This is a genomic window from Psychroflexus lacisalsi, from assembly GCF_020164495.1.
In the GTDB taxonomy this organism is placed as follows: Bacteria; Bacteroidota; Bacteroidia; order Flavobacteriales; family Flavobacteriaceae; genus Psychroflexus; species Psychroflexus lacisalsi.
The window spans coordinates 825,020-848,435 of the sequence record NZ_JAIQYZ010000001.1 but is presented as its reverse complement, the minus strand read 5'-3'; the positions used below and the strand labels follow the sequence as shown (position 1 = coordinate 848,435).

24 protein-coding genes and 1 other RNA gene are annotated in these 23,416 nt (G+C 35.3%); 18 read left to right on the top strand and 7 right to left on the bottom strand.

The features are described 5' to 3' along the window. Window positions 1-15 precede the first annotated feature (15 nt). From LB449_RS03945 to LB449_RS03895, 11 genes are all read left to right on the top strand, one after another. Window positions 16-693, top strand: coding sequence for a response regulator transcription factor (locus LB449_RS03945; RefSeq protein ID WP_224453771.1), 678 nt, complete (start codon window positions 16-18; stop codon window positions 691-693). Next, the gene (locus tag LB449_RS03940) at window positions 690-2,063 is read left to right on the top strand and encodes a sensor histidine kinase (protein WP_224453770.1); all 1,374 of its coding nucleotides are present in this window, start codon (window positions 690-692) and stop codon (window positions 2,061-2,063) included. The genes LB449_RS03945 and LB449_RS03940 overlap by 4 nt, the downstream gene beginning before the upstream one ends. An 81-nt stretch (window positions 2,064-2,144) precedes the next feature. After that, the gene (locus LB449_RS03935) at window positions 2,145-2,573 is read left to right on the top strand and encodes a thioredoxin family protein (RefSeq protein ID WP_224453769.1); all 429 of its coding nucleotides are present in this window, start codon (window positions 2,145-2,147) and stop codon (window positions 2,571-2,573) included. Next, complete coding sequence (locus LB449_RS03930; protein ID WP_224453768.1) at window positions 2,563-3,552, top strand: FAD:protein FMN transferase; 990 nt, start codon at window positions 2,563-2,565, stop codon at window positions 3,550-3,552. Before LB449_RS03935 ends, LB449_RS03930 begins: the two co-directional genes overlap by 11 nt. Beyond that, a complete protein-coding gene (locus LB449_RS03925; protein ID WP_224453767.1) occupies window positions 3,542-3,754 on the top strand; it encodes a DUF4266 domain-containing protein in 213 nt (70 codons plus the stop codon). Before LB449_RS03930 ends, LB449_RS03925 begins: the two co-directional genes overlap by 11 nt. A 7-nt stretch (window positions 3,755-3,761) precedes the next feature. After that, window positions 3,762-5,087 (top strand): DUF3570 domain-containing protein, encoded by a 1,326-nt coding sequence (locus tag LB449_RS03920; protein WP_224453766.1) that lies wholly within the window; start codon window positions 3,762-3,764, stop codon window positions 5,085-5,087. Continuing rightward, window positions 5,084-6,061, top strand: a complete 978-nt coding sequence (locus tag LB449_RS03915; protein ID WP_224453765.1) for an NAD-dependent epimerase/dehydratase family protein — start codon at window positions 5,084-5,086, stop codon at window positions 6,059-6,061. Before LB449_RS03920 ends, LB449_RS03915 begins: the two co-directional genes overlap by 4 nt. Further along, the gene (locus LB449_RS03910) at window positions 6,027-6,740 is read left to right on the top strand and encodes a glycosyltransferase family 2 protein (RefSeq protein ID WP_224453764.1); all 714 of its coding nucleotides are present in this window, start codon (window positions 6,027-6,029) and stop codon (window positions 6,738-6,740) included. The genes LB449_RS03915 and LB449_RS03910 overlap by 35 nt, the downstream gene beginning before the upstream one ends. Then, window positions 6,737-7,357 carry a lipid-A-disaccharide synthase N-terminal domain-containing protein gene (locus LB449_RS03905; RefSeq protein WP_224453763.1) on the top strand — a complete coding sequence of 207 codons (621 nt, stop codon included), beginning with the start codon at window positions 6,737-6,739 and terminating at the stop codon, window positions 7,355-7,357. Before LB449_RS03910 ends, LB449_RS03905 begins: the two co-directional genes overlap by 4 nt. After that, entirely contained in the window at window positions 7,347-8,942 is a 1,596-nt protein-coding gene (locus LB449_RS03900) for an ArnT family glycosyltransferase (RefSeq protein ID WP_224453762.1), read from the top strand. Before LB449_RS03905 ends, LB449_RS03900 begins: the two co-directional genes overlap by 11 nt. Then, window positions 8,939-9,517 (top strand): cytochrome b/b6 domain-containing protein, encoded by a 579-nt coding sequence (locus LB449_RS03895; RefSeq protein ID WP_224453761.1) that lies wholly within the window; start codon window positions 8,939-8,941, stop codon window positions 9,515-9,517. Before LB449_RS03900 ends, LB449_RS03895 begins: the two co-directional genes overlap by 4 nt. Window positions 9,518-9,596: 79 nt before the next feature. On the opposite strand, the gene LB449_RS03890 is transcribed toward LB449_RS03895, so the two are convergent. The 5 genes from LB449_RS03890 to LB449_RS03870 all read right to left on the bottom strand — a co-directional run bounded on the left by LB449_RS03890 (window position 9,597) and on the right by LB449_RS03870 (window position 16,577). Further along, on the bottom strand, window positions 9,597-11,174 hold the full coding sequence (locus LB449_RS03890) for an NADP-dependent glyceraldehyde-3-phosphate dehydrogenase (RefSeq protein WP_224453760.1): 1,578 nt from the start codon (window positions 11,172-11,174) through the stop codon (window positions 9,597-9,599). Window positions 11,175-11,338: 164 nt separating this feature from the next. Then, on the bottom strand, window positions 11,339-12,610 hold the full coding sequence (locus LB449_RS03885; protein ID WP_224453759.1) for an adenylosuccinate synthase: 1,272 nt from the start codon (window positions 12,608-12,610) through the stop codon (window positions 11,339-11,341). Between the two features lie 3 nt (window positions 12,611-12,613). Next, window positions 12,614-13,075 carry a Fur family transcriptional regulator gene (locus tag LB449_RS03880; RefSeq protein ID WP_224453758.1) on the bottom strand — a complete coding sequence of 154 codons (462 nt, stop codon included), beginning with the start codon at window positions 13,073-13,075 and terminating at the stop codon, window positions 12,614-12,616. Between the two features lie 18 nt (window positions 13,076-13,093). After that, window positions 13,094-15,313 carry a RelA/SpoT family protein gene (locus LB449_RS03875; RefSeq protein WP_224453757.1) on the bottom strand — a complete coding sequence of 740 codons (2,220 nt, stop codon included), beginning with the start codon at window positions 15,311-15,313 and terminating at the stop codon, window positions 13,094-13,096. Between the two features lie 25 nt (window positions 15,314-15,338). Then, complete coding sequence (locus LB449_RS03870) at window positions 15,339-16,577, bottom strand: M48 family metallopeptidase (protein WP_224453756.1); 1,239 nt, start codon at window positions 16,575-16,577, stop codon at window positions 15,339-15,341. Window positions 16,578-16,707: 130 nt separating this feature from the next. On the opposite strand from LB449_RS03870, the gene LB449_RS03865 reads away from it, so the two are divergent. The 4 genes from LB449_RS03865 to rny all read left to right on the top strand — a co-directional run bounded on the left by LB449_RS03865 (window position 16,708) and on the right by rny (window position 19,080). Beyond that, the gene (locus LB449_RS03865) at window positions 16,708-17,013 is read left to right on the top strand and encodes a hypothetical protein (RefSeq protein ID WP_224453755.1); all 306 of its coding nucleotides are present in this window, start codon (window positions 16,708-16,710) and stop codon (window positions 17,011-17,013) included. Between the two features lies 1 nt (window position 17,014). Further along, on the top strand, window positions 17,015-17,308 hold the full coding sequence (locus LB449_RS03860; protein ID WP_224453754.1) for a cell division protein ZapA: 294 nt from the start codon (window positions 17,015-17,017) through the stop codon (window positions 17,306-17,308). 51 nt (window positions 17,309-17,359) lie between these two features. Next, window positions 17,360-17,473: non-coding RNA, 6S RNA (ssrS, locus tag LB449_RS03855), on the top strand. A 44-nt stretch (window positions 17,474-17,517) separates the two neighbouring features. Then, entirely contained in the window at window positions 17,518-19,080 is a 1,563-nt protein-coding gene (rny, locus tag LB449_RS03850; RefSeq protein WP_224454429.1) for a ribonuclease Y, read from the top strand. 73 nt (window positions 19,081-19,153) lie between these two features. On the opposite strand, the gene LB449_RS03845 is transcribed toward rny, so the two are convergent. Then, on the bottom strand, window positions 19,154-19,573 hold the full coding sequence (locus tag LB449_RS03845) for a nucleoside-diphosphate kinase (protein WP_224453753.1): 420 nt from the start codon (window positions 19,571-19,573) through the stop codon (window positions 19,154-19,156). 66 nt (window positions 19,574-19,639) lie between these two features. Then, window positions 19,640-20,695 (bottom strand): alkaline phosphatase D family protein, encoded by a 1,056-nt coding sequence (locus tag LB449_RS03840; protein ID WP_224453752.1) that lies wholly within the window; start codon window positions 20,693-20,695, stop codon window positions 19,640-19,642. 72 nt (window positions 20,696-20,767) lie between these two features. Between LB449_RS03840 and LB449_RS03835 the strand changes: the two genes are divergently transcribed. The 3 genes from LB449_RS03835 to LB449_RS03825 are packed head-to-tail and all read left to right on the top strand — an operon-like array spanning window position 20,768 to window position 23,382. After that, the gene (locus LB449_RS03835; protein WP_224453751.1) at window positions 20,768-21,781 is read left to right on the top strand and encodes a DHH family phosphoesterase; all 1,014 of its coding nucleotides are present in this window, start codon (window positions 20,768-20,770) and stop codon (window positions 21,779-21,781) included. Beyond that, window positions 21,778-22,320, top strand: coding sequence for a gliding motility-associated peptidyl-prolyl isomerase GldI (gene gldI / locus LB449_RS03830; protein ID WP_224453750.1), 543 nt, complete (start codon window positions 21,778-21,780; stop codon window positions 22,318-22,320). Before LB449_RS03835 ends, gldI begins: the two co-directional genes overlap by 4 nt. A 12-nt stretch (window positions 22,321-22,332) precedes the next feature. Then, window positions 22,333-23,382, top strand: a complete 1,050-nt coding sequence (locus LB449_RS03825; protein ID WP_224453749.1) for a peptidylprolyl isomerase — start codon at window positions 22,333-22,335, stop codon at window positions 23,380-23,382. Window positions 23,383-23,416: the final 34 nt, after the last annotated feature.

Below are 23,416 nucleotides of genomic sequence, written 5' to 3'. Positions count from 1 at the left end.
AAAAAGCGAAAAATAATGAATAACGCAGACTTTACGATACTTATAGCTGAGGACGAGACAGAAATTGCAAAATTTATAAAACAAGGTTTATTTGAGGAAGGCTTTCAAGTGAAGGCTGTGAAGAATGGACAAGAAGCTGTGGATTATGTAGAAAAACATCACGTAGATTTAGCGCTTTTAGATTGGATGATGCCAGAGGTAAATGGCCTGGAAGCTTGCAAAATACTGAGGTCTAAGAGTTTTAGGTTTCCCATCATCTTTTTGACGGCCAAGGATAGTGTAGAAAATACTATTGAAGGCTTGAAATCGGGAGCGAATGACTACATCAAAAAGCCGTTTCACTTTTCTGAGTTGTTGGCTCGTATTGAAATCCACTTAAAAGCACATTATAAAATTGGAGAAGTTCTGGAATTGGGTTTTTTGAAATTAGATACTGCCAAACATTTGGTGTATCGGGATGATGTAGAGGTAAATTTAACTGACAAAGAATACCAAATGCTGTGTTATCTCATCAGGAATAAAGGACAAGTCTGTAGCCGACAAAAAATCATCGAAGACGTTTGGGATATTCATTTTGAATACGATACAAGTGTCCTGGATGTACACATGAATGCGTTGCGAAAGAAGTTAAATCTCGACAAAAATCAATTGATTAAAACCATTCGAGGAGCAGGTTTTATAGCAGAGGAATGAATTTATCCATCAAAAATAGAATCGCATTTATATCTACCCTTTCGGTGGCTGTGCTGTCGCTGCTTGTTTTTATTGCTATCTACCAAAGTCTTAAGATTTTATCTTACAGCGAAATCGATGAAAAGCTGGAATTTGAAGCTACCAAACACTACAACGAACTTCTTTTTGAAAAAGATACGGTTTATTTTGCGTATCCGGAAGAGCTTCTAGAAAGAGAACACTTGGAAATTGAAGTATATCCTATTTACATTGAATTGGTGAATACAGAAGGGAAACTGCTTGTAAAGTCTGATAACTTGAAGAGTGAAAGTATTGTAAACCAAACTTTTAAAGATCCAGAAAAGATATTCAATACTTCTGCTTCAGATAAACCTTTGCGCCAAATACAAGTAGAACTTATAAAAAATGATAAAGACTATGGCCAACTTGCTATTGCCGTTTCCATAGAGGATACTCAAGCGGTTTTACAAAATCTGAAACAAAATCTGATAGCAATTTATCCTATCTTGTTACTCATTACCTTTTTTGGATCTCGATTCATTTCCAAAATCACTATTCGACCGCTGACTAAAGTTGCAGATACAGTCGGGATTATTTCAGCCAAAAATTTGAATTTAAGGGTGAAAGAAATTAAAGGTAATGATGAACTAAGCGTGCTTTCCAGAAGTATCAATAAATTTTTGGATAGAATTCATGAATCTATTGAAAAAGAAAAGCAATTTACATCCAACGCTTCACATCAATTAAGAACCCCGCTCACAGCTATTAAAGGGAATTTGGAAGTTTTGATCAGAAAAAAAAGAACTCCTGAAGAGTATGAAGAAACCATTGAGGAATCTATTGAGAGAATAGACCGGATGAATGTGGCTCTTGATAATTTACTGATACTTGCCAGATTTGACGAAGATGCTAAACATTTGAATAAAGAAGAATTTGACCTGATCGACCTCATCAATTTTAAAATTAAGCTTTACAAAATATCCATTAAAGAGAAGAAACTAAAGGTAAGGGTCAATAATCAATTAAAATCATTAGTAATTGAATCTAATCTTCATTTTTTCAAAATCATATTAGACAATCTTGTGTCTAACGCCGTTAAATATTCATTACCCAACCAAATCATAAGTATAGATGTATTTGAAAAGAATACAGAAATTCTTCTCTCTATTTCAAATACGGGAGGTGATTTGAAAGAGGAGGAACTCCATTCGATTTTTGAAGTTTTCTACAGGTCTAAAAACACGACAGAAAAAGGCCACGGTATAGGTTTGGCTTTGGCATCCAAAGCTGCAAAATTAATGGGCTATAGCATTACGGTAGCCGTAGATCAACAAACGACTTTTACACTCCACATCCCTAAACAGCAGTAACTTAAGTTTGGCTTAAGAAACAGCAAGAAATAAATTACGAGGCTTTAAGTGGCGTTATTTTGTAAAGAAATAACATCACTTATGAAACGCCTTTGGATTATTGTCTTTTGCTTAATATCGAGTTTGAGCTTTTCTCAAAACTGGGAACTGGATTTTGAACACGCAAAAAAGCAAGCAAAAGAAGAACAAAAACAAATTTTACTTGTGTTTTCAGGATCGGATTGGTGCGCCCCTTGCATCAAATTGGATCAGCAAATTTGGCAAACTGAAGCATTTCAAAACCATGCCAACGACAACTTAGTCCTTCTAAGAGCAGATTTCCCCAAACGGAAAAACAATAGACTTCCTAAAGAACAGGAATTAAAAAACACAAAACTCGCAGAGCAGTATAATACTGAAGGGTATTTCCCTTTGGTGGTTTTGATGAATGCTAATGGTAAAGTCATCCATAAACTTGGTTATAAAAACCTATCTCCAGAAGAGTATATAACTGCTATTTATGAAGACTAGTTTTTATTTTATCATTTTCCTGATGGCGTTTATTGATGCCCAAAGTCAGTCCATTTACAAACGGGACTTTAGTAAAATGGGCAGCAAATTTGACATCACAGTCGTTGCTAACTCTCAGAATGAAGCTGATGAGTTTATAGACTTAGCTATTGATGAAATAGATCGTATTGAGAATCTCATTTCTTCTTGGAAAAGTACCTCACAAACTTCAGAAATCAATAAGAATGCAGGGATTAAGTTCATAAAAGTTGATGCAGAACTATTTAGCCTCATTCAGCGCAGTATCGCTATTTCCAGGCTTACAGATGGCGCTTTCGACATAAGCTATGCAGCGGTAGATCGCATTTGGAATTTTGATAAAAAAAATCACACTTGGCCTGATCAACAGACCTTAGAAAATTCGGTGAGGAATGTTGGCTTTGAGAACATAAAAATCAATGAGGAGACTTCGCAGATTTTTCTAAGCCAAAAGGAAATGAAAATAGGTTTTGGTGCTATTGGTAAAGGTTATGCAGCAGATAAAGTCAAAGCACTGCTTCAAGGTAAAGGAGTTACCGGCGGCATCATCAATGCTTCGGGAGATATGTCTGCTTGGGGAACACAGCCTGGCGGCAAAGCCTGGAAAGTGGCAATCACTAACCCTTTAGATCAAACCAAAAATTATGGGTTGTTCGAACTAAGAGATAAAGCGGTAGTGACTTCGGGCAACTACGAAAAATTCATCAAAATTGATGATGAAGTGTATTCACACATCATAGATCCAAGAACGGGTAAACCTACGAAAGGGACACTAAGCGTAAGTGTGTTTGCACCCAAAGCCGAACTGGCTGATGCCCTTGCCACAAGTATTTCGGTGATGGGAGCTGATGCTGGAGTATACCTCATTAATCAACTCCCAGATGTGGAATGCATCATCATCACCCAAGGAGGAAACGTCATAAATTCAAAAGGAATCAAAATAAATACGTATGAAAATTAATATTTTAAAAATAGGTGTGCTTTTGCTATTGCTTGCGTCCTGCAAGAGTGTAAAAGAATACGAAAAAATACAGCTTAACGATCCGGACATGTCATTATCAGAAAGAGACCTGGATCGTTATAAATCTGCTTTTCAATCTTACAGAGAAGCAGCTGCAGGTGCAAATGGAGGCAAATCTGGAGGTGGCTGTGGCTGTAATTAAACAACTTATGAAAACAATAAAATTTATCTTTTTATTCGTCTTTGCTGCTAGCCTACAGGCTCAGGAAGATGATAATGTTTACAAAAAGAAAGTACTCGATCAAACCGAAGTCAAACTGCTGACCAGCTATTATTCTCAGGATGGTGATAACGCCTCCGTCAGTGGTGGGTTGGGAAGTGAGGAATTGACAGATATTGCCTCGGCGATAGTGGTTTCGATTCCTTTGAATGAGGATGATGTTTTGACCATAGATGCCAATGTATCTGCCTACACCTCGGCATCGTCTAGTAATATCGATCCTTTTGATGGCAACCAGCCAGCCGATCCATTTGTTGCTTCCTCGGGTGCATCAAGACAAGACGTCTGGACCAATGCGAATGTTTCTTACACCCATTCTTCAGACGATAGAAATTTCATCTGGGCTGGAAATGTGTCTTTTGCCAATGAATACGATTATTCCTCCATTGGATTTGGGGGAAGCCTTACAAAATTATTCAACGAAAAAAATACGGAGATTGGTCTAAAAGCCAATGTTTACCTGGACCAATGGTCCCCGCAGTATCCTATTGAATTGCGCAATGGAATAGGGAAATCTAGCTTGGCCAAAGATGATAGTAAAGATTTTAATTTAGATAATTATACCATCGTAGGTAATCAGACCTACAACACCTCCTTTTCAAATTTTGAAACCTTAAATCGAAATTCGTATAGTTTAGGTTTCAATGTATCTCAAATTTTATCACAACGTCTTCAGACTGTTTTTTTAGCAGATGTGGTCTATCAGGAAGGTTTGTTATCTACTCCTCACCAACGTATTTATTTTGGAGATATTGAAGATAGTTTTATAGAGAATTTTCAACTGGCGAACGATGTGGAGAGATTACCAGACACCCGAACAAAAATTGCCATTGGCAATAGATCTAGTTTTTACATCAATGAAAATTTTATCATCCGAAGCTATTATAGATATTATACAGATGACTGGGGGATCAATTCGCATACTGCAAAACTAGAAGTACCTATTAAAATAGGAACGAACTTCACTTTCTATCCTATGTATCGATTTTATACCCAAACCAAAGCAGATGACTTCTACTTATATAATGAGGCCTTATCGACTTCAGAATTTTACACTTCTGACTATGATTTAGCCGCATACGATGCTCATCAGTATGGATTAGGTTTTAAGTATTACGATCCTTTAGGCCAATTCAATTTAAGCTATCTCAGACTGAAAAGTATTGATTTTGAATTCAATGCATATGAAAGAACAAACCTGAATTTTACTGCAAATATATTTTCACTTGGATTTAATTTTACACTAGACAAATGAAATACTTAGTAACAGGAGGCGCTGGATTTATTGGTTCTCACTTAACAGAATTTTTGCTTCAGAATAATCATGAGGTCGTCGTCATAGACAATTTTTGCGATTATTATCCGATCTCCCTAAAGAGACAGAATCAAAAAAGCATAGATGAAGCAGGCGCTAAAATTATTGAAGCCGATCTTACTGAAGAGAGCACTTACGAGCTTTTGGATAAAGACTTTGATTTTGTGATTCATCTTGCTGCACAACCAGGTATAGATCCCAATTCAAGTTTTGATTCTTATCTAAAAAACAACCTTCTGGCGACCAAACGACTTGTTGATTTTTCGCTCCAACTGAAAGAACTTAAGATGTTCATCAATATTGGAACCTCATCAGTTTATGGAAGTTTTGCTACGTGTACAGAAGAACAAACGCCGATGCCCACATCATACTACGGGGTCACCAAACTTGCTGCAGAGCAATTGGTTCTTGCTGAGGCTAGAAAAGATAAATTAAAAGCCTGTTCACTTAGGCTTTATTCTGTTTTTGGACCCAGAGAACGCCCCGAAAAGTTATTTACTAAGTTGATAGAGTGTGCTATTCATAATAAAAAATTTCCACTTTATGAGGGTAGTGAAGAACACTTAAGAAGTTTTACTTATGTAGAAGATATTGTAAAAGGTATTTACCAGGCTTCCAAAACTTACAAACTCATCAACACAGAAATTGTAAATCTTGGAAATCATGAACAACGTACTACAAAAGATGGCATCCTAGCTGTTGAAAATCAACTCAAAACACATATTGATCTCAAAATTTTATCTCCAAGAGAAGGTGACCAGTTATCTACTCAAGCTTTGGTAAAAAAAGCAAGGTTGTTATTTAACTATAGAGCTGATACATCTCTCGAAAAAGGAATCGCAAAACAAATACAATGGTATATAAATACACAGATTAAGCATGAAAAATCTCTGCATCATCATTCCCGTATATAATGAGGAGGACAACCTAGAACGAGTAAAACAAGAGATGGAGAACTTCATGCGTATAGCATCTGTTCCTACTGAGGTTTTATTTGTAAACGATGGCTCTACAGATGGTAGTTTAAGAATCATAAAAGAGATATGCGGAAACAACTCCAACTTTAAGCACATTAATTTTGATCGTAACTACGGCTTAAGTGCTGCCATAAAAGCTGGTATCGATCATACTCAAACAGAATTGATTGGTTATATCGATTCTGATTTGCAGACGGATCCCGACGATTTCAATCTGTTACTGAAAGAAATAAAAGATTATGATTTAGTCACTGGAGTGAGAGCGAATCGTAAAGATTCTTTTATAAAAAATATGAGCTCTAGCATAGCTAACGGTATTCGTCGTGCTTTTACTCACGATGGAATGGACGATACAGGATGTCCGCTAAAAATTATGAAAGCAGATAAGGCAAAGCAAATTCCCATGTTTAAAGGTTTGCATCGTTTCTTACCAGCTATGATTTTATTACAAGGTGGGACCATAAAACAAATTCCAGTGAAACATTATCCAAGAATTGCAGGAACAGCAAAATTTGGGGTGTTCAACAGAATTATCGGTCCACTCACAGACTGTTTTGCTTATCTCTGGATGAAGAAAAAATACATCAATTACAAAGTACAAGACACTTCTCTATGAGCGATTGGATGATCTATAGCATAGGATTTCTGGCTCAGTTGCTATTTTCTGGTAGAACCATTTACCAATGGTTATCCTCAGAGAAAGCCAAAAAAGTTATTGCCCCCAAGTTTTTCTGGCAGGTGAGTCTTTTCGCTTCTTTCTTGTTATTTGTGTACGGCTATTTTAGAAATGACTTTTCCATTATGCTTGGTCAATCCATTACCTATTTTATCTACATAAGGAATATTCAATTGGAAGGCTTGTGGCATAAATTCCCAAAACCAAGTCGCTTATTTCTTTACATTTTTCCATTTCTTATTGTATGGTATTACTACAATAACCATCAAATGGATATAGCAAATCTCCTAAATAATCAAGCCATTTCAAAGCCGTTATTAATTCTTGGAATCGCCGGACAACTGCTTTTCACCTTTCGATTTATATACCAATGGATCTATTCTGAAAAGAGAAAATTTTCATCCTTACCTAAAGGATTTTGGCTAATTAGTCTTTTAGGATCCAGCCTTATATTCACCTACGGCATAATAAGATCGGACCCTGTACTTATTGCAGGTCACGTTTTTGGAATTGTCGTTTACATTAGAAACTTAAAAATTTTAAGACATGCTCATTAGTTATATTGAAGATCGACCCTACCTAACTTTGATCTTGTCTAGTATTTTATTGTTTTATATCAATCTTGATGTGTTGCCTGTTTCCATCATGGAAGCGAGAAATTTTATAGTCGCACGAGAAATGCTGACAGAAAATAACTGGTTTCTTACTACTATGAATGGCATAGCACGGTATGAAAAACCACCTCTACCCTCTTGGATAACAAGTTTTTTTGTATCTCTTTTTGATAATCAAAGCACATGGGTTTATCGATTGCCTGTATCTGTTTTTTCAACTATGGGATTAATTGGCGTGTATAAACTCAGCTTCGCTTTATCCAACTTGAAAACCCAAAGTTTATATGCTGCTTTAATTTTAGGAACCTCGTTTTATTATGTAGTGATACGTTTTGAAGCTCCATCTGATATGTTTACGCATGTTGCTATGATTTTTTCACTGTATTATTTGGTTCGTGTAACTCAAGAAAAAAAAATAATCTATTCTGCAGTAATTGGCGGTTTGTGGCTTGCAGCATCTATTTTAAGCAAAGGACCAGTGAGTCTATATGTGCTTTGGTTGCCATTTATTATAGCTTATGCTGTAACTTTTAAATTTGAATTCAAAAAGAAAATAGGATATTACTTTATCTATATTGGTTTGGGACTTTTACTTGGTGCGAGTTGGTATGTTTATGTTAGGCTATTAGACCCCGTTGCTTTTTTAGAAATAGCCGAAACCGAAACCAGCAATTGGTCCTCCTATAACGTAAGACCGTTTTATTACTATTGGAGCTTTTTTATTCAAACGGGAATCTGGACCATTCCAGCGCTCATAAGTTTGGCTTATCCCTACTTCAAAAACAAAGTAGAAAACAACAAACTCTATCTGTTTTCCATTATTTGGACTTTAGCTGCAGTGGTTTTACTGTCAATCATTCCTGAAAAAAAATCCAGATACTTGATGCCAGTTTTGATTCCACTGGCCTTAAATACAGTTCAAATCATTTTTTATTTCATTAAAGAAAAAAACTTAAAATTCAATAAAACACTAGCAACTATTCTCCTTATTGTTTGCTTGGCGATAATTGTGGCTCCACCATTTGTGATAAATCATTCTTTTCAATTTTGGCTTTGGTACACCTCAATGGCCTCCTTTGCTTTGATTATTGGCTTCAATACTACACTTCAATTTTCAAAAAGTTATTTAAAGACTTTAGTATGGAACTATTTCTTTATAATCATATTGATTACTAGCATAGGGATGAATGGAGTGGTTTATTTACAAAAAAACAAATCTTACTCAAAAACAATTTCTCAGAAGGCAAAAAACCTACCTATCTATTATTATGAAGAATTGTCTCCGGAATTAATTTTTGCATCTGGAAAAATATCTCAACCCATTAACTTTGATGTAGTTCTCAAATCTGAATCACTGATTTTGGTTCCAGGCTCTGTACTTTCAAGTTTTAAAAATGATCTGCCAGAACATATTGATAAACAGTCTATTGAACATATTGATCTGAATTTTTTCAATTCTAAAGATGATAAGAGTTACAAAAGTCGCCTTCAAGTTGATTTAATCAAAGTTTTAAACGAAAGAAAATGAAAAATAACACGTACTCGACCACCTACAGAATACTACACTGGGCAATTGCCATATCCTTTATACTCTTGCTGATCACCATCTTTTTAAGAACTACCTGGATGGAAAAAGAGCATGTTGCTGGAATAATTGGTGCCTTTTTAAATGAAAATGGACAACAGTTACCTCAAGACCAATTGATTGTTTTAGCCAAACAAATAAGAGAACCCATGTGGCAATGGCATGTTTATTTGGGCTACGTATTGGTTGGTTTATTTGCAGTTCGGTTTGCACTTCCGTTTTGGGGTGAAATGCAAATTCAAAATCCATTTAGTAAAGGACTAAACGCAAAACAAAAGTTTCAACGATGGGTGTATATTGTTTTTTATTGTGGAGTTGTTATTTCCTTAACTACTGGATTGCTCATTAAATTCGGTTTTAAAGATTGGAAAAACTCCTTAGAAGAAATTCATGAACTTTCAATATATTATTTACTGGTATATATTGTCTTACATCTATCTGGTGTAATAATAGCTGAATTTACAAGCCATAAAGGAATTATTTCAAAAATAGTAAGCGGTGATAAAAAAACTCATTAATGGTTATAAAAAGCAAATTTTCGAAAGTAAAATATTGAAGCATTTAACTTTCGAAAATTCGCTAGTACAATATTTTATTCTATAACAAATAATCCGTATTCACAAAATTCGATTTTTTACTTTTCAGTAATTTCTTTAAAATCTCGTTGTTTTTAGGATTGTCTTTGGAAGCTACGAAGGTCCGTATGGAAAAGGATCTTAAAGCATCGTGTACGCTTAAAGTCCCTACAGCAGAATCCTTACGTCCTGTGAAAGGCAATACATCAGGACCTCGCTGGCATGAACTATTTAAATTAACTCGACATACCAAATTAACTAACACGTCAATCAGAGGAGCAAGTGCATCTACATTATCACCAAATAAACTGACCTGCTGACCATAATTCGATTTTGCCATTTCTCCTAAAAGGTCTTGTATATCACTAAATGATTTTACAGGAATTACTGGTCCAAATTGTTCCTCCTGATAAACACGCATTGACTCAGTTACTGGATAAAGAACCGCAGGATAGATATAATTTTCAGAGGTCTCTCCTCCTTTAGCATTAAGAATTTCTGCACCTTTTTCTTTGGCATCATCTATTAATTCTTTTATATAAGCAGGTTTTCCGGGTTCTGGTAATGGAGTCAATTTCACTCCCTCTTCCCATGGCTGACCGAATTTCAATCCATCAACACGTTTAGCAAATCGTTTATTGAATTCTTCTCTAATATCTTCATGTACGTATACTATTTTTAGAGCTGTACAACGCTGACCATTATAGGATAAGGTTCCATTGATACACTCATCAATAGCTAGGTCTAAATCAGCACTTGGTAAAATAATCGCTGGATTTTTGGCTTCCAGACCAAGGATTAATCGCAATCTGTTTTTATAAGGATGTTGATCCTGCAAAGCAATAGCAGATTTGGAATTTCCTATAAGAGCAAGTACATCTATTCTGCCAGTTTTCATAATGGGAGCGGCCACTTCTCTTCCTCTACCATAAATCACATTGATAACTCCTGCAGGAAAACTTTTCTGAAAGGCGTCTAGTAAGGGAGACAGCAACAGAACTCCATGTTTTGCAGGCTTAAATACAGCTGTATTTCCCATAATCAAAGCGGGGATAAGCAAAGCAAAAGTTTCGTTGAGTGGATAGTTGTAAGGTCCTAAACACAAAACAACTCCAAGAGGTCCTCTTCTGATGTGGGCGTTAATACCTCCAACTTTTTGGAAGGTATCGCTATCTCTATCAAGCTGTTTGTAATCTTCAATAGTATCATATATATAATCTACAGTTCTGTCAAATTCTTTTTCTGAGTCTGGTAAAGTTTTACCTATTTCCCACATCAAAAGTTTCACAACTTCTTCTCTTTTCGTTTCCATCAATTCAACAAAATTCCTCATGCACTTAATTCTGTCTTTCACTTTCATTGTAGGCCATTCACCTTTTCCATATTCATATGCATTTAAGGCAGAATCTAGAACATCTAAGGCTGTCTTTTCATCCATATGAGGAACTGTACCAAGCAAAGTTGGCTTGTATTCATCGGTTGATGAGATGGTAGAATGTACCTCATCCATTTTTCCTTCCCATTTCACCAGCTTGCCATTATCCAGATAAGTGGTTTGATGTAATAAAGAATCTATCTTTGAAAAATTTGAATTAGTCATAATTATTTATGATTTATATTAAAAAATTACAATTTAATTAAAGAAACCTATGCTTGTATCATAACTAACCCAAATAAATTGTTAAGCTTTAGAATCAAATTATTAGACACAAAAAAAGCCTCTAGAGTCTAGAGGCTTTTAAATAAATGAATTTATGGTAAGCTTTATCTTAAAATCGTTTCTTTTCTGTCAGGTCCAACTGAAACAATTTTTATCGGTACATGAAGTTCGTCTTCAATGAATTTGATGTAGTCTTTAAGGGTTTGTGGTAAAGAATCAAAATCTGAATGTTTTGATATATCTTCTTTCCAACCTTTAAATTCTTTGTAAACAGGCTCCAGATTTTCAGCCTCAATGTTATAAGGTAAATGTTGAATTTCCTCTCCCTTATACTTGTAAGCTACGCAGACTTTCAAAGTTTTAAATCCGCTTAATACATCGCCTTTCATCATCATCAATTCGGTGACTCCATTAACTTGGACGGCATATTTGAGTGCTACTAAATCCAACCAGCCACAACGTCTAGGTCGACCAGTTGTCGCTCCAAATTCATTACCAACTTTAGCCATTCTTGCACCATCTTCATCAAAAAGCTCTGTAGGAAAAGGCCCGCTTCCCACTCGAGTGGTATATGCTTTGAAAATTCCGAAGACATTTTTAATTTTGTTAGGCGCAATCCCTAAACCCGTACAAGCGCCCGCGGCTGTTGTGTTTGAAGAAGTGACAAATGGATAAGTTCCAAAATCAATGTCGAGCAAAGATCCCTGAGCACCTTCAGCTAAGATTGTTTTATTATCTATTTGAGCCTGGTGAAGGTATTCTTCAGAATCAATAAACTGTAATGATTTTATAGATTCGATAGCCTCAAAAAATTCGTGTTCAAGCTCTTTTAAATTATACTGAACATCCACGTTATAAAATTCTATCAGCGCTTGATGTTTATTGGCTAATTGACGGTATTTTTCTTTCCAATTATCAAATTCAAGATCACCAATTCGTATGCCGTTACGCCCTGTTTTGTCCATATACGTAGGTCCAATACCTTTTAAAGTCGAACCAATTTTTGCCTTGCCTTTAGACGTTTCTGAAGCGGCATCCAAGAGTCTATGCGTAGGTAAAATAATATGAGCTTTTCTTGAAATCAGTAAAGTTTCTTTAAAATCAAGATTAAACTTTGCCAATGCGTTAAGTTCTTTTTGAAAAATAACCGGATCGATCACCACTCCATTTCCGACCACATTTACTGCTTCTTTATGAAAAATACCAGATGGAATGGTATGTAAAACATGCTTTATGCCGTCAAATTCCAAAGTATGACCTGCATTTGGTCCGCCTTGAAATCTTGCTATAATGTTATAATTTTTGGTAAGATAATCAACAATTTTTCCTTTGCCTTCATCTCCCCACTGGAGTCCAAGTAGTAAGTCTACTGCCATGTTTTAGTCTGTCTTTGATTCGTTTTTAGTTCCGTAAAAATATAATGAGTGTCGATCTATAGATATGTCAAACACCTCTTCAATTGTTTTTTTGATGGACTCAATTCTTGGATCACAAAACTCAATGACTTCACCTGTATCCGTAAGGATGACATGATCATGTTGTTTATCAAAATAGGATTTCTCATATTGAGCTTGATTTTTTCCAAACTGATGTTTTCTCACCAAACCACAGTCTAAGAGTAAGTCTATGGTATTATATAATGTAGCTCTACTTACCCGATAATTTTTCGTCTTCATTTTGATATAAAGAGACTCAATATCAAAGTGATCATCACTTTCGTAAATTTCCTGGAGTATAGCGTATCTTTCTGGAGTCTTACGATGTCCGTTGTTTTCTAAAAATTTTGTAAACACATTTTTTACAACAGCTAAATCGTTTTTTAAATTGTTTTTATTTACCATAGTTACAAAAATATACTTTTATTCACGCTTAACCTTATCGATTCCATCGATTTTTTTCAATCTTTCTATAAGTGTTGTCAATATTGAATTATTTTTAACTTTAACAACCAGTTTACCTTCAAAAATACCGTCGTTGCTAGAAAAGGCTATACTCAATATATTAACATGAAGGTTTTTTGAAATTTCATTGGTAATTATGCTTACTAAACCAAGATCATCTATACCAGTAAGTCTTATAGTTGCGCTAAATTCTTCCTGAGAAGAGTCAACCCATTTAGCTTTTAAAATTCGATAAGCATAATTACTTTGAAGTTGAATCGCATTAGGACAATTTTTCTTGTGTACTTTAATACCTTCTTTTATGGTAGTAAATCCGAAAACTTCATCACCTGGAATTGGATTGCAACATACAGCCAATTTGTAATCTAGTTTTTGTTCGTCATCCCCAAACACAAGTTGATCATAGTTACTCGTTACGTCCTCGTCTTCTTGAGCAGCGTCTTTTGCAGGAGAACGCCTAATTTTATTTTTGAAGAATGAAACTAGTGCATTACTTCTTGATGATGCATAGTCTTTAATTTGTTTATTATCGATAGAACCAATCCCAACTCTGTAAAATAAGTCAAGGCTTGTTTTCAGTTTAAAAAACACCACCATTTCATTCACAGTTCTTTCATTAAGAGTTATTCGCTGTGATTTCAGTTTACGTCTTAAAATCTCTTTTCCTTCTGCAGCAACAAGTTTACGTTTCTCTCTAAGCGCTGATTTTATTTTGGTCCTGGCTCTAGCTGTTGTGGCATAATCCAGCCAGTTTTTGGTAGGTTTGGCAGTAGAAGATGTAATAATTTCAACTTGGTCACCACTCTTCAACACTCTGCTCAATGCTACGATTTTACCATTGACTTTTGCTCCACGCGTTTGATAACCAATGTCTGTATGAATAGAAAATGCAAAATCCAAAACGGTAGCTCCTTTGGGTAAAGATTTTAAATCTCCCTGAGGAGTAAAAACAAAGATTTCTTTTGAATATAAATTCAGTTTAAACTGCTCTACAAAGTCAACAGCATTCATCTCGTTATTCTCTAAAGCCTCTTGCAGTCTATTAAGCCATAAATCCAGGCCTTGGTCGTCTTGAGCCTCATTCTTGTGCTTGTATTTGTAATGCGCAGCGTACCCTTTTTCTGCAATCTCATTCATTCGTTCGCTACGAATCTGCACCTCAACCCATTTTCCTTTTGGCCCCATCACAGTGATATGAAGGGCTTCATACCCGGTTGACTTTGGTGAAGAAATCCAGTCCCGAAGTCGCGTAGGATTAGGTCTAAAGTAATCTGTAACAATTGAATAGATCTTCCAAGCTAAAAATTTCTCGTTTTCAGGGTTGGATTTGTAAATAATTCTTAAGGCAAACTTATCGTAGATTTCATCAAATGATATATTTTGATTTACAATTTTCTTTTTTATAGAATAAATTGATTTTGGTCTACCTTTTATTTCAAAATCAATATCCTCTTTTTCTAAGGCTGTTGATAAAATCTTTGAAAAATCCTTAATGTATTGATCCTGCTCTTCTTTGCTCTCTTTTATTTTTCCAAGTATATCATTGTAGACTTCAGGCTCTGTATATTTCAAACTTAAATCTTCCAACTCTGTTTTGATGTTGTAAAGACCTATACGGTGAGCCAGTGGTGCGTAGATGTATAAAGTCTCGCTTGCGATTTTCACCTGTTTGTCTGGACGCATAGAATCCATCGTTTGCATGTTATGCAATCTATCTGCTATTTTGATGATGATTACACGTATATCATCATTGAGTGTCAACAGCATTTTCCTGAAATTCTCCGCTTGCAATGATATATCACCGTCTTTTTTAAGGCTTGAGATTTTAGTGAGTCCATCAACAATTCTAGCAACCACTTCACCAAACATTTGTTCAATATCTGAAAGTGTATAGCGTGTATCCTCCACAACATCATGAAGTAAGGCCGAGGCAATCGAAGTAGCATCCAAACCAATCTCGTAAGCCACAATTTTGGCCACTGCAATAGGATGGAAAATGTAAGCTTCACCGGACTTTCTTCTCTGGTCTTTATGCGCTTCTACAGCAGTTTCAAAAGCCTTACGAATCAGCTTTTTGTCCTTGTTGGTCAAGGTTCTGTAACTGATGCGCAAAAGCTCTTTATATTCTTTTGTAATTTCTTTGCTCTCCTGCTCTAGATAGGCATCGGTGATCTCCATAATCTTATCTCTTATTTAAATGAAATTACAAATTATTTTTCAGATTTCTCAACCTTTCTATCAATGGTGGATGAGAAAAATGAAAATATACATAGGCTGGATGAGGTGTCAAATTACTTAGGCTATTTTTTGATAATTTTTTTAAAGCTGAACTTAGATATTCTCCAGAAAAAGTAGATTTAGCAAAATTATCTGCCTGGTATTCAAATTTGCGTGACAAAATATTTGTGAAAATCCCAGTTATCAAAGAAATTGGTGCATACAGGAAACTAAATGCTACCAACCCAACATGAAAACTTGTTTCATTAACCCCTAGAGCCTGTGCAAGTAAAGGTTCACTTACAAACAAAGAAAGCAGCCATAAAGTGAAACCCACATTAACTATAGAAATAAAAAGATTTACAATGATATGTTTCTTTTTATAATGCCCGACTTCATGTGCTAAAACGGCAACAATTTCTTCATCATTTAAGTCATTGATCAATGTGTCAAAAAGCGTAACTCTCTTTTCTTTACCAAAGCCTGAGAAATACGCATTAGCTTTTTTGCTTCTTTTAGAGCCATCGATCACGAAAACATTTTCTAAATTGAAATTCATTCTGGAAGCATATTTTTCGATTTTAGATCTCAAATTTCCATCTTCCAAAGGAGCTTGTTTATTGAATAGTGGAACAAGAAGTTTGGCGTAAAACATATTGAGCAATACTGAAATAATCGCCACAAAAATCCAAGTGTACCACCAGAAATCAGTTCCAACGTAGTTGTAAAAAACTAAAATTAATCCAAGAATAACACCCCCTAAGACAATGGTAAGTAAAAATGACTTTAGTTTATCCTTCCAAAATAAACCTTTAGAAGTTGTATTAAAACCATAACGTTCTTCAATAGTAAATGTAAAGTAGTAATCAAAAGGTAAGCTAAGAAGTTCACTCGCCAAGAATAAAATACCAAAGAAAAGTAGTGAAACAAGAATAGAATAATCAGCGTATTGATTGGCAATAGAATTGACAATTTGGAATCCTTCCAGACTTAAAAATATAAGAATCAACATCAAAGAAAAAGTGGATTGAACAACGCCAAATTTGAATTTATCCTTTTTGTAATTCTGAGATTTCACATATTCTGAAGTATCATAAAGATATTCAAGGCTTTCTGGTGGTTTTGCGTCGAATCTTGTATAATTTAGATAGTCCAAAAAACTGTCAAGCAGGAAATTGAAAGTAATAATACCAATAATGAGATAATAAATAATTTCCGGAGACATTTTTTGATTTTTGAGCAAATTTAAATCATGTTTTGGAATTTGATTGTGAAACGACAATACAATTGATTTTGAATTTTATGCTAAGTAGGTTGTCATATTCATTAATAGATGCTAAATTTGCTTTAAAGCAATGCGAAAGTTGGAAATGAGTAAATTGGTATCAAGCGTTGAATCTTTAGAAGTCAATTTGAAAAAATTGATTTCAGATTATGAAAGTCTGAAGGTTGAGCATAACCGTTTAAAAAGCCAGTTTCATTCAACATCAGAATCTGTTTCGGGATTAAATTCAGAAATAGAAAGATTACAACAAGAAAACAAAACACTTAGAACAGCCAACGCAATGCTAGGCAGTACCGAGCATAAAAGAGAGACAAAACTTAAAATAAATAGCTTAATTAAGGAAATAGATACTTGTATTATTCAATTAGCAGAATGAAATGGCTTTAGATAAACTAAAAATTAAATTATCGATTGCAGACAGGGTTTATCCATTAACCATTAGACCGGAACAGGAAGAAGGATTAAGGAAAGCCGCTAAAAGAATAAACGGAGTTATCAAAAAATACGAGCAAGATTATGCTGTAAGGGATAAGCAAGATGTATTAGCCATGAGTGCTTTACAATTTGCTGCAGAACTTGAGCAAAATCAATTATCTTCTTCTTCAGAATTAAAAAATGCTGAGCTAAAGCTTGAAGAATTAGATGAAATGCTCAAAAAACAATTAAACTAACGTTCATTACATAAATCGATACTGCCTGTATTAGTCGTACCTTTTTGATAAACTCAACATTTACTATTTAAAAAGGGTGAGTTTCAGTTGCTAAAGCAAGCCGCCACTTCGGTGCAGCGGATCCTTGATCAATTGAGTATCCCTAAACCTGTTTACACGGAGTTTTATACAAAACTAGGCTAATGCAGGCTTTTTTTATATATACAATTATGGAGATTACATTTATTATAATAGCAGCGATAGCTGGACTTATCATTGGATTCATCATTTCGAAAACTATTGATAGTAAAAATGCAACAGGCACTTTAAAAACTGCAGAAAAAGAAGCCCAGAAAATACTTAAGGAAGCTGAAAAAGAAGGCGAAAGCCTCAAAAAGGACAAAATACTTCAGGCTAAGGAGAAATTTATCGAGCTCAAATCTGAGCATGAAAAGGTTATCCTTACCAGAGACCAGAAAATTAGTGAAGCTGAAAAGAGAACTAAAGATAAGGAGTCTCAGGTTTCCAATGAACTTTCTAAACAAAAGAAACTTAACACGGATCTAGAAGAGAAATTGAAAGATTATGCCTACAGAACGGAGTATCTTGAAAAGAGACAAGAAGAAATCGATAAAATTCTTCAGCGTAAAATCAATCAACTTGAAGTTTTAAGTGGTCTAAGCGCAGAAGATGCCAAGAAACAGCTTATGGAATCTCTTCGTGAAACTGCCAAGGCTGAAGCTATGCAAATGATTCAGGATACGGTTGAAGAGGCAAAGCTTACTGCACAGCAGGAAGCAAGAAAAATTGTCATCAATACTATACAGCGAGTTGGAACTGAAGAAGCTATTGATAATTGCGTATCGGTATTCAACCTGGAAAGTGATGATGTGAAAGGTAGAATAATAGGTCGAGAAGGTCGTAATATACGAGCAATTGAGGCTGCAACCGGAGTTGAAATCATAGTAGATGATACGCCAGAGGCTATCATTTTATCTTGCTTCGATTCCATCCGTCGGGAAGTCGCTAGATTATCCTTACATAAATTGGTAACCGACGGCAGAATTCACCCTGCGAGAATTGAGGAAGTCGTTAAGAAAACAAGAAAAGCAATTGATGAAGAAATTGCGGACATTGGTAAACGAACTATCATTGATCTTGGAATTCACGGCTTACATCCAGAGCTAGTGAAAATGGTGGGTAGAATGAAATACAGATCTTCTTATGGACAGAATTTATTACAACACTCCAGAGAAGTCGCCAACCTTTGTGGAATTATGGCTTCGGAACTTGGCCTAAATCCAAAACTCGCCAAGCGTGCTGGATTACTTCATGATATTGGTAAAGTTCCTGAAAATGAAACAGAATTACCTCACGCTATACTAGGTATGCAGTGGGCAGAAAAATATGGTGAAAAACCAGAAATTTGCAATGCCATTGGAGCTCACCACGACGAAGTAGAGATGACTTCGCTACTTTCTCCTTTAGTGCAGGTTTGTGATGCGATAAGTGGCGCAAGGCCAGGTGCAAGAAGACAAGTTTTAGATTCTTATGTAAAACGTCTTAAAGATCTTGAAGAAATTGCCTTTGGTTTTGGAGGTGTTAAAAAAGCCTACGCTATCCAGGCAGGTAGAGAATTGAGGGTGATCGTGGAAAGTGAACGCGTGAGCGACGAAAAAGCTTCAGCTTTATCATTTGAAATTTCACAAAAAATACAGACGGATATGACCTATCCGGGACAGGTAAAAGTGACTGTCATACGAGAGACTAGAGCGATTAATATTGCTAAATAGGATTATTTACAACCAAAAACAAAAAGGGCTGTTTCAATTGAAACAGCCCTTTTTGTTTGAGTAATGTTTTAGTTTAAAACTGCTCTCTTCCAGAGAAATGAAAGTTGCTTTCAATAGTAGCATTTTCATCACTATCACTACCATGAATAGCATTCTCACTAATGGAAGCAGCATAGGTCTTACGGATAGTACCCTCCGCAGCTTCTTCTGGATTGGTTGCACCAATTAAAGTTCTGAAATCATCTACTGCATTTTCCTTTTCAAGAACAGCTGCAACGATAGGGCCGCTTGTCATATAGTCTACAAGCTCTCCGTAAAATGGACGCTCTTTATGAACTTCGTAAAAAGCCTTGGCATCATTTTCTGTCATGTGCGTCATTTTAAGCGCCACAATTCTGAAACCTGAACCCGTAATTTGTTTTAAGATATCACCGATGTAGCCTTTAGAAACTGCATCTGGCTTAAGCATAGTAAATGTTTTAGTTACTGCCATTATAATTTTTTTATTTTGATTGCAAAAGTAAACAATTTCTTTAGACTTAAATATTAAGCCTTAACTTTAGAATTTGAGAGTCAAACTTTGTAGGACACGTCCATCTTTTGTTGATTTAATTTTCAAATCAGCATTTTCTTCTGTCAAATTTAAATCCACTATTCCATAGCTGTTTTCAGCAGTCACCTCTCCTACTCTATATCGATTTGGTTCTCCATCATAAGAAGCATAAGAATGCGTTAATCCACTAGAGGTGAAATCAGTCAATGGGTAACTTAGATCTTCAATTTTCTTTTGGGAAAATTCTGAAATATGTCGGTCTCCACTCAATAAAAGTATGTTTTTTAAAGAGTTTGATTGAAGCAAGGCTTCCATTTTATCAACTTCATACGGAAAATTGCCCCAGGTTTCAAAACCATGTTCGCTAGATAAAAACTGAATACTACTGACAATAATATTAAAATCTGCTTGCGAGTTTTCAACTTCTTCCTCCAGCCAATTCCATTGCTCTTGTCCAAGCAAAGTTGAATCTTTTAATGAGTGAGGCTTATATCTATGATTTGGATTTTCAGCATCTAGCATTCCATCTCTGAAATACCGTGTGTCTAACAAGTAGAACTTGATACTTTTATCGCCGGCACTGATGACTTTGGAATAATAAGTCCCTCCTCTGGACGCCATCGCATGAGTTGAATCCAACTCGAAAAAATCCATGTACAAAGATTTTGCTTGTTCTTTATACTCCCATTCTTTACCCGCATCATTTTTTCCATAATCGTGGTCGTCCCAAACGCCAATTGGCGCATTCGGCAGATTGGAAACGAAGGATTGGTAATATGTATTACTTTTAAGCGTATCGTACTTCGCTTCCATCAATTCCATGTCTGGAGTATCAGCATAGATATTGTCTCCACCCCAAACAAAAATATCAGCTGAATCTTTTTCTATAGTGGACCAAAATTCTTGGGACATATTTTGTCGATTACAACTTCCTATAGCTATTCTGAAGCTTGTTTTTTCTAAAGTATTAGCTGTTGTCTCTGAATTTTTATTTTCTGTTTTAGATTTACAGGATAAAAGCGAAAGAGAGGCAAAAACTAAAAGTATGAATATGTTTTTCATGATAAATAATTTTTCACAAATCTAGAAAATCAAATGTTATTGCATTATTAAGAATTTGTACATTTGATTTCTATGAGAAAAAATACGATAGATGGGCTAAAAGGCCAATTGAACAAAAATTCAAAAGTGAGTATAATTGGTCATAAAAATCCAGATGGAGATGCTTTAGGATCTACACTTGGCTTACATTTATTTATGAAGGAGCTTGGGATAACATCTCAGGTGATTATGCCCAATAGCTCTCCAGACTTTCTGGCTTGGTTACCTTCAATCGATACTATTCTCTGCTACGACAATGATAAAGCTCAATGTGAAGAAGAATTAGATAACTCTGATTTTGTATTCACACTAGATTTTAATCACTTAGATAGAACAGGAAGTCTTGGTGATCATCTTCAAAAATTGAACACAAATTTTGTAATGATAGATCATCATCAGCAACCAGCAGATTATGCCCCTTATATGCTATCAGACACGTCTATAGCGTCTACCTGCGAACTAGTGCATGAGTATATAACCACCCAATATCCAGAAACAAAATTGACAGCAGATATCGCTAGCTGTCTATATACTGGCATAATGACGGATACAGGTTCCTTCAGGTTTCCATCGACAACCAGCAAAACCCATAGGATTATTGCAGACTTGATAGATGCTGGTGCAAATAACTCTGAAATACATCAAAATACATTCGACAATAATGCTGAAAGCCGATTGCATTTGCTTGGAAGAGCTTTGCAAAATTTAAAGGTTCTGAAAGATTTAAGCACTGCTTATATTTCCTTATCCCAAGACGATTTAAACCAATATGGCTTCAAAAAAGGAGATACCGAGGGCTTTGTGAATTATGCATTATCCTTGAAAGGAATTAAATTCGCAGTTATTTTTATTGAAAATAAGGCTGAGAATATTATTAAAATTTCTTTCAGATCGATTGGCGATTTTGATGTTAATAGTTTTGCTAGAAACCATTATAATGGAGGTGGTCACAACAATGCGGCTGGAGGTAAAAGCGATTTGGATCTAAATACAACTTTAGAAAAATTTGAAGAGACATTAAATAACTACAGGAAAGAACTTTCATGAAATCAATTATTTATTTAGTTTTCTTAATCGTTTCGGTACAGGCATGTAAATCTCCTGAACCGAGAAAACCTGTGAGTAGAGCTTCAAAAAGTTTTACAAGCAAGTCTTTAGTGATGAATAAAGCGATCGTAGAAAAGGAAGAAGCTTATATTCAAGATATAATAGAAAAAGATTCTACAAACACCTACATTACATCGGCAGATGGATTCTGGTATTATTACAATTCAGAAAATAAAAAGGATTCTATCACTCCAAATTTTGGTGACGAAGTAGAGTTTAATTATAATATCCTCACTTTGCAAGGAGATACCATCTATTCGAGAAAAGAGCTCGGGGAGAGAGCTTATGTTATCGATAAAGAAGAAATTTTTACAGGCTTACGTCAGGGTCTCAAACTAATGAAAGAAGGAGAAACTGTTACTTTTCTTTTTCCTTCCCACCAGGCCTATGGCTACTATGGAGACAACGACAAAATAGGGACTCATGTTGCTCTCAAGTCTACTGTAACATTGAATGAAATAAAAATTAATAAAGATTAAAACTAAAGTAAAATGAAAACACTGAAATTATCATTAGTTGCCCTACTAGGATTGCTTATTTATAGCTGTTCTTCCAAATATCCAGATCTTGAGGATGGTTTGTATGCAGAATTTAAAACTTCTGAAGGAGAATTCGTAACCGAATTACATTACCAGCAAGTACCTATGACGGTTGGAAATTTTGTAGCACTCGCTGAAGGAAATCATCCAAATGTTGATGAAAAGTATGAAGGTAAAAAATTCTACGACAGCATAATTTTTCATAGAATAATTGACGGATTTATGATTCAAGGCGGGGATCCTAGCGGAACTGGTCAGGGAGGTCCTGGTTACAAATTTCCAGACGAATTAACTCCAAAATTGGGTCATGAAAAAGGAGTTCTTTCTATGGCTAACGCTGGACCAAATACAAATGGAAGTCAGTTTTTTATAACACTGGCTCCAACAGCTCACCTGGATGGAAAACATAGTGTTTTTGGAAAAACAGTGGTTGGTGAAGAAGTTGTTGATAGTATCGGAAAAGTAGAGACAGGTGCAAGAGATAAACCTGTAGATGATGTAGTGATAGAGAAAGTCAACATTTTTAGAAAAGGAAGTGATGCTAAAGCATTTGATGCTGTTGAAGCTTTCAAAGAAGGAGTCCAAAAAGCAGAAGAAGTAATGGCTGAAGCTGAAGAAGCAAGAAAGATCAAGTTACAAGAAGCTAGTGAAGGCTTTGAGGTGACAGAAAGTGGACTCCGTTATAAAATGACAGAAGAAAATTCAAATGGTACTACTCCAAAAGCTGGTGACTTAGTAAAAGTTCATTATACAGGTTATCTTCTGGATGGAACCAAGTTTGATTCTTCTGTAGACAGAGACCAACCCATTGAATTTCCTGTGGGGACAGGAAGAGTTATCCCAGGTTGGGATGAAGGTATTATGTTGTTGAAAACAGGAGAAAAAGCAGAACTCGTTATTCCTTCTGAATTGGCTTATGGTGCAAGACAAACTGGACCAATTCCGCCAAACTCAATTTTGAAATTTGAAGTCGAGTTGTTGGAAGTGGAATCAAACAATTAGACTCAATAAAAGATTAATTTTTTAAAATTTCCAA